Below are 13,004 nucleotides of genomic sequence, written 5' to 3'. Positions count from 1 at the left end.
TATGTGGTAAAAAGAAAGATGATAGAGGTGAAATTATGGGTAAAATTAATGTTAGAATTAATGATAATATCATTGAAGTAAAAAGAGGTATAAGTTGTTATAATTTAATAAAAGAATATGGCTATAATACTGAGGTGCCTATAGTTTTAGTAAAGATAGATGGAAAATTGCATGAATTATCAAGTTCTATTGAAAGAGAGTGTACATTGGAGTTTATTGATATAACTAATAAATTAGGCATGATGTGTTATATAAGAAGTCTTCAATTTGTATTAATAAAGGCAATAAAAGATTTGTTTCCTAATGCTAGAATTACTATTGAACATTCTTTAAGTAAAGGACTTTTTGGTGAGATTTATAAGGATTCACCTTTAAATATAGACGATGTTTATGCAATAAAGAACAGGATGAAGGAGATAATAGAAGAAGATCTTTTTATCCATAAAAATAAGTATAACAAGAATGATGCTATAGAGCTATTTAGAAAAGAAGGTATGGAGGACAAGGTTAGTTTACTAAGCTCGGTAAATCAAAATAGTTTGACTATATATAGATTAGAAGATGAGATTGAGTACTTTTACGGACCTATGATTTCCTCTACATCTTTATTAAAATATTTTGATTTAATATACTATGATCCAGGATTTATTTTGAGATTTCCTACTATTGAAAATCCAAAGTCAATTCCAAGATTTGTGACCCATAAGAAGCTTGCAAAGATATTTTATGAGGCAGAAAGATGGGGAGACATTTTGAATGTTTCTAATGTGGGAGCTTTAAATAACGAAATTGAACATGGTGATGTAGTAACCTTAGTGAGAGTTGCAGAAGCATTACATGAAAAGAAAATAGCTAATATTTCTGATAAGATTAATAAAAATAGAAGTATAAAACTTATATCAATAGCTGGCCCTTCATCTTCAGGTAAGACTACATTTTGTAAAAGGTTAGGCATACAGTTAAGAGTAAATGGGCTAATACCTGTTCCTATATCCTTGGATGACTACTTTATAAATAGGGAGGATACACCAAGGGATGAGTCTGGTGAATATAATTTTGAAACTATACATGCTTTAGATTTAGGACTTTTTAATGAACACTTAGAAATGTTGCTATCTGGTGAAGAGATTGAAGTTCCATCCTACAATTTTAAACTGGGGAAAAGAGAATGGGTTGGAAATAGAGTAAAATTGCCTGAGGATGGAATAATTGTAATTGAGGGAATTCATGGTTTAAATGAGATACTTACAGCGTCTATTCCACAAGAAAATAAATTTAAAATATATATTAGTCCATTAACTCAGATAAATATGGATGATCATAATAGAATTGCGACTACGGATGTAAGAATGATAAGAAGAATAGTTAGAGACTATTTATCAAGGGGATATGATGTTGAATACACTTTGAGAATGTGGACATCTATTAGACGTGGAGAGGATCAGTACATTTTCCCTTATCAAGAAGAGGCTGATGTTATGTTTAATTCGGCATTGATTTATGAACTTGCAGTGCTTAAGAAATATGCACTTGCAGAACTTTATAAAGTTAAACCAGATAGTGTAGTATATGATGAGGCTAGAAGACTTATAGAATTCTTACATTTTTTCAAGGAAGTTGATAAGGATATGGTACCAACTAATTCATTAATGAGAGAATTTATTGGTGGAAGTTGCTTTTATCAATATTAGAATTACATTAAAAAATAAAAGTCATGCTTTTAAACTTTAATTATAAGGATAGCTAGATAAATTTTGAGTGTCATTTAAAGTTGTAAAATAATAAAAAACAGAAAAATTTTAGTTAGATTAAATATTTTTGGGATTATGTGTTAAGTACATAAATTTTAATTTATGTACTTAATTTTTTTTTCAATATAAATATTTTTAATCTTTAAATAATGATATTATATATATGGGTATACTAAGTTATAATTAAGACTTAGTATATACATGATAATCGAATTTTTTACATATTAAGAAGTATGTTTCTAAAAGAATGGTATTTTAGGAGGAATTTATGAAGAGTTACAGCGCGTTTGATATTTTGGGACCCATAATGATTGGACCATCAAGTTCACATACAGCAGGTGCAGCAAGACTTGCTAAAATAGCGGCGAAAATTGCTGAGGATAATGTTAAAGAAGTGAGGTTTTTACTTCATGGGTCTTTTTCAAAAACATATAGAGGACATGGTACAGATAGAGCTCTTGTAGCTGGTATTTTAGGAATGGACCCTTGGGATTATAAACTAAAAGATTCTTTCGAAATAGCAAAAACTACAGGGTTAAAGTTTAGCTTTGAAGAAGCAGATTTAGGTGATGTACATCCGAATACAGTTAAATTTATAATGGAGGATCCTAGTGGGGTTGAAACTACGGTTACAGGATCTTCCATAGGCGGCGGAAATATTGTTATTTTTGAATTGGATGGACAAAGTATCCAATTTACAGGAGAATATCCTACTTTAATAATTACTCATTTAGATGTTCCAGGTATGATATATAAAGTTAGTAATCTTTTATTTAATGAAAATATAAATATAGCTTCAATGAATGTATATAGAAAGTCAAAAGGATCAGAAGCATCAACAGTAGTAGAAACTGATGGTGTGGTTAATCATTATATCATAGAAAAAATTAGAGAAATTGACAATGTTAAAAATGTAGAGGAAATTCTTCCACCAACAAAAGGAGAGTAGATTATAATGTTCTTATCGAAGGCAAGTGAAATAATAGAAGTATGTAATAAAGAAAGCATAACCATTGCTGAGTATACAATGAGAGAAGAATCTCAGATGTCAGAGGTATCAAGAGCAGTTTTAATAGAAAAAATGAGACAAAACTTAGAAGTAATGAAGTCATCTTCTCAGGAAGCTATGGATAAGGAAGTTATATCCATAAGTGGGCTTATAGGTGGAGATGCAATAAGAATTAGAAAATATTTCGAGGAAAAGGAGACCCTGTGTGGAGATTTTATAGTAAAAGCAATGGCTAGAGCCCTATCTTGCTCAGAGGTGAATGCTGCCATGGGAAGAATAGTAGCAGCACCTACAGCTGGTAGTTGTGGTATTATACCAGCAGCCATTATAACAGCAGGAGAAAAGCTTAATAAGAGTGATGATGAAATGATAACAGCATTATTTACAGCTTCGGGAGTTGGAATATTAATTGCGAAAAATGCTACTTTAGCAGGAGCAGAAGGTGGTTGTCAAGCTGAATGCGGAAGTGCTGCAGCAATGGCAGCGGCAGCAGTGGTAGAAATGATGGGAGGTACTCCTAAAATGGCTTTCGATGCAGGGGCAATGGTAATAAAGAATGTTGAAGGACTAGTTTGTGATCCAATTGCTGGTCTTGTTGAGATACCATGTGCTAAAAGAAATGTAGCTGGTGTTGTAAGCGCACTTACCATGGCAGACGTAGCAATGGCTGGAGTCGAAAGTAAAATTCCATTTGATGACACTATAATATCTATGTATAAAATAGGCAAAGGACTTCCTAGTGAATTAAGAGAAACAGCTCAAGGTGGTCTTGCAGTAACACCTTGTGGATTAAGACTAAAGGAAAAAGCTTTATCAGGAGATAAGTAAAAATTATTTAATTACATACAATCAAGGATATCTTACGAAAGTTTATTGAGTAAGATATCCTTTTTATATTAGTTTTGTTTATTAAAGTTCTATTCTTTAAAATTAATAAAAAATATGGTGTTATTGATAGTAAAGGAAATATTAAATTATAGGCTTATCTAAGTTTTAACATATAGGCGGAACTGTTTTCTTATAACATGAATAAAGTAATATATAACTAATGTTATGGAGGAAAACATGAAAGACTTAAGGGTGAAAGAAAAAAATAATTCAAAAGACAATATGCAGGTGGAAGAAATAGCTACTTTAAGTATACTTTTAATATCTATGGGATTACTATTTATAAAAACAAACTCAAACATAGTAAATGCTGTAATATATTCTTTAGCAATGATTCCTTTAGCTATATTATTAGGAAGAAGTACTTCTAAAATATCTGACTACATTGGAGAAAAAAGGGGAGGATTAATCTCCGCTACAGCAGGAAATATTCCAGAGCTTATGATGGGGCTTTGGTCTATAAAGTATGGGATGGTATCAATGGCAAAGGCTGGATTATTAGGGGCAGTAGTAACAAATATGTTACTTGGTCTTGGAATTGCCGTGTTTTGTGGTGGAATAAAATTTAGAGAACAAAAATTTAATAAGATAATTGCAAGAACAAATTTGAATATGTTATTTCTTGTAATGTTTACCATAATAATAATTTCTGCATTAAATAAATATTCCTTCGTTGATAATGGTAAGTTTCAGCATTTAAGTATAATAATATCAGGGGTATTATTATGTGTGTATGTACTTGGATTGATATTTTCATTATATACTCATAGTAATTTATTTATATTAGGTGATAAAAGGATTTACACACAGCAGGATAGTAAAAAAGAAACTAGGAAGATTTTTATAATTATAGTAATTATAACTGTATTGTTATATTTTATAAGTGAAAGACTTGTGGAGAATATAAGTAGTATTGTAGAGCAATACAATATATCTCAAGAGTTCCTAGGAATAATTTTAATTCCTTTGTTAGGATCATTTGGAGAAAATGCTTCAAGCATAGTTTGTGCTATGGAGAATAAAATAGATGCAAGTTTAGAAACGGCTATTGGGTCAAGTATTCAAATTACCATGTTTGTCCTTCCTATTCTCATTATTTGTTCTTCATTTATGGGGATTTCAATTAATTTATTATTTTCTAGCTTTCAAATTATAATAATGTCCATTGCAATGGGAATGTCTTATTTTGTATTCCAAGATGGTAAAACATATTGGTTTGAAGGTGCATTATTAGTATCGGTATATGTGGTGGTAACCCTATCTTATTATTATATAGCATAAATATTAAAGCCAACTACGATTTTGTAGTTGGCTTTAATGTTTTTAAAATAATTTTTTTATTTTTTCTTAATTTGAAAACGGCTAACCATAAGATATGAAAGTAATATTATAAGTACCATAGGTATTATTGATGGAATTGGTCTCACTGTGGAGAATATTTCAAGTACAGCCAAGAGACTTCCTGCAACTGTAATTGGAATACCGGTAAAAACATTATTAAATTCAGTACAGTTGTATCTGGCTAATCTATACGCACCTGCTACTGGAAAAAGAATTAAAATTACATATCCTAAGATTCCTAAATTACTAAAGTTATATAATGAAAAAGCAAGTAGTGATGGTGCCACACCAAAAGAAACTAAGTCGGCTAAAGAATCAAGCTCTTTACCTAGGTCACTATGAGTGTTCAAAAATCTCGCTACAGTACCATCGTATCTATCAAGAATTCCTCCAAGAAGAATTAAAATTCCAGCTGTAGTAAAATCATTATTTATCGTAAGTTGTATAGATAAAACTCCACAGATTAAATTACCCAAAGTCATAGCGTTTGGAATGAAAGACTTATTCACATTATCACCTCTATTCTATTATATACATTATAATGCCCATTGTAAAACCTATATAATAGAAAATACTAGATATTTTAATATACCTAAATATGTACAAAATTAAAATAATTGAAAAAAAATTTTTTAAATGGTAATATGAGTAGTACTAGAATATATACAATGAAATAAGAGCAAATTATATAAACAAGAAAAATATCAAACGACTTAACTATGTAAGTAAGCATAAATTGGATACACATATTACTAATGTATATGGAGGAAATTATGAAAAGAGTTAAATTTATCTACAATCCCTATTCAGGAGAAAATTCAATAATAAATGATATAGATAAAGTTATAAAACTTCATCAACAGTATGGCTATACAATAGAACCATTTAGGATTAGCAATGATGCGGATATAAAAGATGCTTTTACTGGTATGGATGAAAATTATAAATATATATTAATTGCTGGAGGGGATGGAACTATTGATTCAGTAATTAATAAAATGAAGCAAAATAGTATAGATTTACCAGTGGCATTTTTACCAGTAGGAACTGCTAATGATTTTGCAAAATATTTAGGGGTGCCTAATGATATTACCACAGCTTGCAAACAAATTTTAGATGGAAAAGTAAAACGATTCGACTTAGGAAAAATAAATAATAAGTATTTTGTTAACGTAGCAAGTACAGGGATATTTACAGATATATCACAAAAAACTGATAGCAATTTAAAAAATACTGTGGGTAAATTAGCTTACTATATTAAGGCTATAGAAGAATTTACAAATTTAAAGAAAATAAATGTTAAAATTACATCCCCAGTAATGAATTTTGAAGGAAAAATATATACACTTCTTGTATTTAATGGTCAAACAGCAGGTAATATTAAGTTTACAGATTTATCAGAAGCTGATGATGGATTATTAGATGTAGTAGTAATAAAAAAAGAAGTTTTAAAGAGTGCTCTTAACAATATGCTAATTATGATGAGAAAAGGTCAAGTAGCAGATATGGATGGTGTATTGTGCTTTAAGTGTAAGAATCTAACAGTAGAGTGTGATGATGATGTTGTAACGGATATAGACGGAGAAAAAGGTCCGGATTTTCCACTTGAAATTAGTTGTGATAGAAGATCAATTAAAATAATTGGGTATAAAGAGGAATAATACTTTCATAAAGTCTTAAAAAAATAATATATATAAATATAATTACTTTTATGGAGTGTGAATATTGAATATTTATATATACTTGTTTTTAATATTAGCTATGATATTTTTATCTTATGAATCTATAACCCTAAGTATAAAGTACTGTCCTATCAAAATAAAAGAAATACTTACAATTTCTTTTATTTTAGTTGTATTTAGAATTGTTGCTCTATTAATACTTTTGTTACTTGACGATATGAAGTATGTTTATCTTATGAAAAATTTAATTTTCTTAAATATTATATACATACCAATAATAATATTTACTTGTTTGTATATTTTTTATAGGAATACAGATCTTGATATAAAATGGTTTTATGGAATTTTTATTGTTGACATAGTAATTTACTTAATATGTATATTCAAAATTCCTATGGAGTATTATATTTCTTTATCTTATGGATACAATGTTGTATTAAAGAATACAATACCATATAAAATTTTGTTGTGCACTAATGGACTAGGGTTTTTTATGGGAATAAAGAGTTTTAGATATAAGCATAGTATAAAATGGGGTACATTGCTAGTTGTAATTGCTTCATTAGTGTTTATAGGAACTACTGCCATGGGATTAAGAAGTACTGAAAATATAGGATACCTGTTATTAGGTGATTTAGGCTGGATGGTAGCTTTATATGGAGCTATAGTATCATTCAAGAAGAAATTAGCAAAACACAGTAAATGAAAATAATGGATACTTAAGAGAGGTAATATGGATAAATTTATTAATTTGATGCTTATATATCTTGTAGCGGTAATGCCATTTCTATATCTTTTATACTTTGTAATAAAGAAAGCAGTAAAAGATGGAATGAACGAGCATGAAAAAGAACATAGATAATAGCAATAGGTGAAAGCTAATAAAAGTATAATTAAAGGCTCTAGGTGAGAATACCTAGAGCCTTTAAATTACTATTGACGCTGTCTTTTAGGACGACTTTTTAGTTTGTGCTTGCTACCAGATTTTTCATTTGCTGGTTTACTGTATGAAGATTTTTTGTTTTTATCCTTTAAGGATGTAGTGTCACCAGCTTCAGTTTTTTTAGATGAGTCCTTTTGCACCAGCGGTTTAGACTGTGATCCAGTAGACTTCTTTTTTTTCTTTCCGTGATAAGGTGTTGGCCCTATTAAGCATTTCTTGCCAGTTCCCATTAAATCTTCCCTCTCACAACTAATTAAAGCTGATTTTACTAGGGCATGATTATCTGGATTTCCAAACTGTAATAGAGCTCTTTGCATATTTTTTTCCTTTTGAGTTTTTGCAACATAGACCTTCTTTTTAGTCATAGGATTAATTCCAGTATAGTATATTGTGGTTGACAAGCTTCCAGGGGTTGGATAAAAATCTTGAACCTGTTCAGGCATATGCCCCATAGATTTTATATATTCACCTAATTCAATAGCTGTAGTTAAGTCACTACCAGGGTGACTTGACATAAGATAAGGAACTACAAATTGATTTTTACCCAGCTTTTCGTTTATAGCATTATATTTATTTGTAAACCTCTCATAAACCTCTTTGGAAGGTTTACCCATTTCACAAAGAACCTTATCGCTGATATGTTCAGGAGCTACCTTTAATTGACCACTTATATGATGTTCACATAGTTCATTTAAAAATTTTGGATTTTTATCATAAATTAAATAATCATATCTAATACCTGAACGTATAAAAACCTTCTTTACCTTTGGAAGAGTTCTAACCTTCTTTAAAAGGCTTAAATATTCCGTGTGGTCTACAATTAGATTCTTACATGGTGTTGGAAACATACATTGTCTATCCTTACAAACTCCATGTTCTACTTGCTTTTTACAAGCTCTTTGCCTAAAGTTTGCTGTAGGACCACCTACATCGTGTATATATCCTTTGAAGTCTTTATCTTCAGTTAGTAATACTGCTTCTGATACTATTGAGTCTTGACTTCTATTTTGAATAACTCTTCCTTGATGATAGGTTAGTGCACAGAAGGAGCAACTTCCAAAGCAGCCTCTATGACTTGTTATTGAAAATTTAACTTCATTAAGGGCAGGAATTCCACCAGCCGCTTCATAGAGAGGGTGATAGGTTCTAGTGTAAGGAAGATTGTATACTCTATCCATTTCCTTTGTGGATAGTGGATGCTGTGGTGGATTCTGCACCACAAACTTATCTCCATAAGGTTCTATAATGGTTTTACCCCATACAGAGTCTTGCTCTCTAGAAGCTAAATAATAGCTTTTAGCGTAAGCCTCTTTACTTGAATTTATTTCTTCAAAGGAAGGGAGAGTGATATGTTCTTTTACTTTATCAATATCCTTTGTAACATAACAAGTGCCACGTACAGAGGTAATGTTATTAATTGGTTTTCCATAGCTTAAGATTTTTGCTATTTCGATAATAGGTTTTTCACCCATACCGTATATTAGTAGATCAGCTGTTGAATCAATAAGTATACTTTTTCTAATTTTATCTTCCCAATAGTCGTAGTGTGCAAATCTTCTTAGACTAGCCTCGATGCCTCCTATTATAATGGGAACATTTTTATAGGCTTCTCTAGCCCTATTTGAATATACAATTACAGCTCTATTTGGTCTAAAGCCATTTTTCCCACCAGGAGAATAAAAATCATCATGTCTCTTCTTTTTAGCAACTGTATAGTGATTTACCATAGAGTCTATATTTCCAGAGTTGATAAGAAATCCATATTTAGGTTCTCCAAGTTTTTTAAAGTCCTCACAGGAATCCCATTTTGGTTGGGCAATAATTCCAACAGTATAGCCTTCGCTTTGAAGAAGTCGTCCAATTATTGCAGTACCAAAGGATGGATGATCGATATAAGCATCACCTGTTATTATTATAAAATCAAGCTGAGAAATACCTTCAGCCTTCATATCTTCTCTACAAATAGGTAAAAATTTAGTATTATTTTTCATAAGTTTTCTTATTAATAATTCTTACTTTGATTAATTAAATTCGGAAGGAGAATACTAATTAAATAAGTAAGTTAATAATAAGATACCTCCTTTCTTTTGAGGAATCTGTGCTATTAAACTATATTAACATAATAACCAATAAATATGAATAGCAACTATTATGGTAAAACATGAGATTGCAAATTTGAATTACATAGCATGGCAAAGATAACTGGAATAATAATGAGAAAAGTCATGTTATTTAATTCATATCAATAAATTTAACCATATTCGAATAAAATAGTTACAAATTAGGAACTGTATACTATAATAAATATAGGAGTAAAAAAATTTAATTAGGTGGTGAAGATTTAATGGACAGTGGGCCTTTGTGTAAGGACTATGTAGATAATAATATATTAGGTGTAACTAGAGGAGTACTGTTTATTAAGTTATAGAGTACTTATATACAGTTTCCTCTAGGTTAGGAGGAAATAACATGGAAAAATTATCAGAATTTTATTTGAGTAGTATCTTGAATAAATATGTTTATGATGAACTAAATTATTGTATAGGAAGACTAGAGGACATTTATGTAACAACAAATTATGGATATCCAAGAGCTATTGGATATAAGATAAAGAATGGGCGAGAAATCGAAAATTTTGAGTTTAGAACTATTGATGTTTATAGAGAAAATGGAAGATGTATTATCAAGGTAGTACAAGTAAAGGACATTATTCCAAGAAAATATTCATATCTTTTATCTAAAAATTTATTAGATAAGGATATAGTAGATGTAGATGGAAAGAAAATCGTAAGGGTTAGAGATTTAAAAATGATAAAAACTAATGGATATTTAACAGTGGTGGGAGTAGAGTCAGGAACCCTTGCAATTGCAAGAAAGATGGGTATGGAGAATACCATAAAAAAAGCATATAATATATTAAATAAAAATCCTAAAAAAAATACACTTAGTTGGGAAAGTGTTCAGTCTCTAGAAATGGTAGATTCGTCATTACAGCTTACTACCCCATATAATAAATTAAGTAAGCTTCATCCAGCTGACATTGCAAAAATCATGGAGGATTTATCTCCAGAGGATAGAGTGAAGATTATAGAGGGACTTAACATTGATTTAGCATCAGATACCTTAGAAGAACTAGAGCATGATGTAACTCAAGAAATTTTAAGAAGTCTTAGCGAAGATAAGGCTAAAAAGATTTTAGATATTATGCCAAATGATGAGATAGCAAACATGTTAGATGATTTAGATGAAGAAACAACTAATAGGGTATTTGTGAATCTTGATGATGATGATGAAACTGAAATAAGAGATCTTATGAAGTATGAAGATGAGGTTGTTGGGAATATAATGAATAAGGATTTTATATCCTTTAATATTGATATAACCATAAGTGAAACTATAAATATTTTAAAGGAGCTTAAACCAGAAGAAGAGGTATGTCATTATATTTATATTATTGATAGTAATGAGAAGCTTCAAGGTACAGTATCCCTTAGAGATTTAATATTATCAGATCCGGAATGTAAATTAAAATCTGTAATGAATACTAAAGTATTTAAGGTTTCAGATAAAGATGAAATAGAGGTGGCTATAGCTATAGCAGTAAAATACGATTTATATTCGGTTCCAGTGGTAAATGAAGACGAAAAACTGTGCGGAATTGCAGTTATGACTGATATTATAGATGAAATTCTATCCCCAAGTTGGAAGAGAAGAATAAAAAAGATTACTTAGGAAAAAAGATATTCGTATATAGAATGTTTAGTAATCAACACCCTTTAGATTGGAACTTTAAAATACTTTCATTATATATAAATATATAATGAAAGTATTTTTTGTATAATGAATACCACCAGTTTTACGGGGGGCCTGATTATTTATATAATCAAAGATAGATAATATATTATAATATATTACCTTACTTCATATATTTTATATATGGAGGTGGGATAATTTGAAAAGTAAATTTACTGTTTTCATGTCATCTTTAGTAGTGATACTAATTGCAATAATAATATCTATAGTTGTGAAGATGTATTTGGTTGTTGAAGAACATGAAAATAGTATATATAAAGGAATTAGCATTAATGGAATAGACGTTTCCCTTTTAACTAGGGATGAAGCTATAGAGAAAGTCAGTGTAGATATAAGTATTCATAATGAAGAAAGAAAAATAGAGGTTAAAGCAGATGAAAAGAGTTATGAGACTACTTTTATTGAATTAGAGGTAAGAGAGAATATAGAAGCAATAGTAGAACTTGCGTTAAAATACGGTAAAGGAGATAAATTTATAGATAGATATAAACATGTTCGCAAAGGGTTAGATAGAGATTTTAGAACGTCTACAACTTTGAATGAAGAGAAGTTTCAAGGATTTTTAAAAAAAATAGAAAAAGAACAGAATAAAGCTCCTATAAATGCATTAATAGATCATGATTGGAATGGATTTAGTATAACCCCACATGAAATTGGAAAAAGTGTCAATAGATACGAGGTTAAAAAGAAAATAAAAAGTTCTATAGACAATAGTCTAGGTGATGAAGATATTATTGTAGATGTAATATTTTCAAAAGACTATCCTAATATTATGGATGTAGATCTTAAAAGTATAAATTCTTTAATATCTTCATATACCACTGGCTTTCCAAATTCTACATTTGCTAGAAGTAAAAATATAGAAATAGCAGCTAAATATATAAATAATACAGTACTTATGCCAGGTGAAGAATTTAGCTTCAATAAAGTTGTAGGAATGACTACAAGTGGTAAAGGATATGAGTATGCAAAAGTAATTAAAAATGGAACTTTTGTAGATGAAATTGGAGGAGGGGTTTGTCAAGTATCTTCAACTTTATATAATGCAGTATTAAAAAGTAGTTTATTTGTAAGTGAGAGAAGAAATCACAGTAAGGTAATTTCCTATGTGCCAAGGGCACAAGATGCCATGATATCTTATGGGGGTTCAGATTTTAAGTTTATAAATACCTTTAATTATCCTATTTTTCTTGAAGCTAAAGTTGCAAATAAGGAAATAACTTTTAACATCTATTCGAATAAGGATGAGAAAGGACCAAATTATCAAATTATAAATGAAATAGTAAAAGAGATTAAGCCTAGAAAAGAAATAATTTATGATTATGGATTAAGTGAAGGTATTGTAGTTATACAACAGCAAGGGCAAAATGGATATGTTATAAATACATATAGGGTACTTTATAAAGATGGAAAGATAGTTGAAAAAATATTTGTTAGTGAGAGTATATATGCAATGAAGAATACAATTATTAGAAAGGGAAAAGATTAATATAGTTTTGCCCAGTTGTAGATATATTATATCTATAACTGGGCAAAATATTGAAAAAAATGTAATAAATAAAAGGTTTTTTAAGATG

11 protein-coding genes are annotated in these 13,004 nt (G+C 29.7%); 9 read left to right on the top strand and 2 right to left on the bottom strand.

All coding sequences use genetic code 11. The annotated features are described in order from the left end of the window. Positions 1–35 precede the first annotated feature (35 nt). The 4 genes from RSD37_RS00225 to cax all read left to right on the top strand — a co-directional run bounded on the left by RSD37_RS00225 (position 36) and on the right by cax (position 4,929). Positions 36–1,691: a nucleoside kinase gene (locus RSD37_RS00225; RefSeq protein ID WP_346944680.1), complete on the top strand. Its 1,656-nt coding sequence runs from the start codon at positions 36–38 to the stop codon at positions 1,689–1,691. 328 nt (positions 1,692–2,019) lie between these two features. Further along, positions 2,020–2,700: an L-serine ammonia-lyase, iron-sulfur-dependent subunit beta gene (gene sdaAB / locus RSD37_RS00220; protein WP_346944679.1), complete on the top strand. Its 681-nt coding sequence runs from the start codon at positions 2,020–2,022 to the stop codon at positions 2,698–2,700. Between the two features lie 6 nt (positions 2,701–2,706). Beyond that, positions 2,707–3,588 carry an L-serine ammonia-lyase, iron-sulfur-dependent, subunit alpha gene (gene sdaAA, locus RSD37_RS00215; RefSeq protein WP_346944678.1) on the top strand — a complete coding sequence of 294 codons (882 nt, stop codon included), beginning with the start codon at positions 2,707–2,709 and terminating at the stop codon, positions 3,586–3,588. Between the two features lie 237 nt (positions 3,589–3,825). Beyond that, positions 3,826–4,929, top strand: coding sequence for a calcium/proton exchanger (gene cax / locus RSD37_RS00210; RefSeq protein ID WP_346944677.1), 1,104 nt, complete (start codon positions 3,826–3,828; stop codon positions 4,927–4,929). 56 nt (positions 4,930–4,985) lie between these two features. On the opposite strand, the gene pssA is transcribed toward cax, so the two are convergent. Next, the gene (gene pssA, locus RSD37_RS00205; protein ID WP_346944676.1) at positions 4,986–5,498 is read right to left on the bottom strand and encodes a CDP-diacylglycerol--serine O-phosphatidyltransferase; all 513 of its coding nucleotides are present in this window, start codon (positions 5,496–5,498) and stop codon (positions 4,986–4,988) included. A gap of 264 nt (positions 5,499–5,762) precedes the next feature. Between pssA and RSD37_RS00200 the strand changes: the two genes are divergently transcribed. From RSD37_RS00200 to RSD37_RS00190, 3 genes are all read left to right on the top strand, one after another. Then, positions 5,763–6,650 carry a YegS/Rv2252/BmrU family lipid kinase gene (locus RSD37_RS00200; protein WP_346944675.1) on the top strand — a complete coding sequence of 296 codons (888 nt, stop codon included), beginning with the start codon at positions 5,763–5,765 and terminating at the stop codon, positions 6,648–6,650. 64 nt (positions 6,651–6,714) lie between these two features. Further along, positions 6,715–7,377: a hypothetical protein gene (locus RSD37_RS00195; RefSeq protein ID WP_346944674.1), complete on the top strand. Its 663-nt coding sequence runs from the start codon at positions 6,715–6,717 to the stop codon at positions 7,375–7,377. Between the two features lie 27 nt (positions 7,378–7,404). Next, a complete protein-coding gene (locus RSD37_RS00190) occupies positions 7,405–7,533 on the top strand; it encodes a hypothetical protein (RefSeq protein WP_346944673.1) in 129 nt (42 codons plus the stop codon). Positions 7,534–7,604: 71 nt separating this feature from the next. Here the strand turns inward: RSD37_RS00190 and RSD37_RS00185 are convergent, their stop codons facing one another. After that, entirely contained in the window at positions 7,605–9,605 is a 2,001-nt protein-coding gene (locus RSD37_RS00185) for a YgiQ family radical SAM protein (RefSeq protein WP_346944672.1), read from the bottom strand. 478 nt (positions 9,606–10,083) lie between these two features. On the opposite strand from RSD37_RS00185, the gene RSD37_RS00180 reads away from it, so the two are divergent. Together RSD37_RS00180 and RSD37_RS00175 are read left to right on the top strand one after the other, a co-directional pair. Further along, on the top strand, positions 10,084–11,346 hold the full coding sequence (locus tag RSD37_RS00180) for a CBS domain-containing protein (protein ID WP_346944671.1): 1,263 nt from the start codon (positions 10,084–10,086) through the stop codon (positions 11,344–11,346). A gap of 220 nt (positions 11,347–11,566) precedes the next feature. After that, positions 11,567–12,916, top strand: coding sequence for a VanW family protein (locus tag RSD37_RS00175; protein ID WP_346944670.1), 1,350 nt, complete (start codon positions 11,567–11,569; stop codon positions 12,914–12,916). The last annotated feature ends 88 nt before the right edge of the window (positions 12,917–13,004 follow it).

Origin of the sequence: Clostridium sp. (assembly GCF_036646415.1) — a bacterium.
Taxonomy (GTDB): Bacteria; Bacillota; Clostridia; order Clostridiales; family Clostridiaceae; genus Clostridium_J.
Note: the sequence above shows the minus strand (reverse complement) of the source record. Positions and strands in the feature narration are given on the sequence as shown.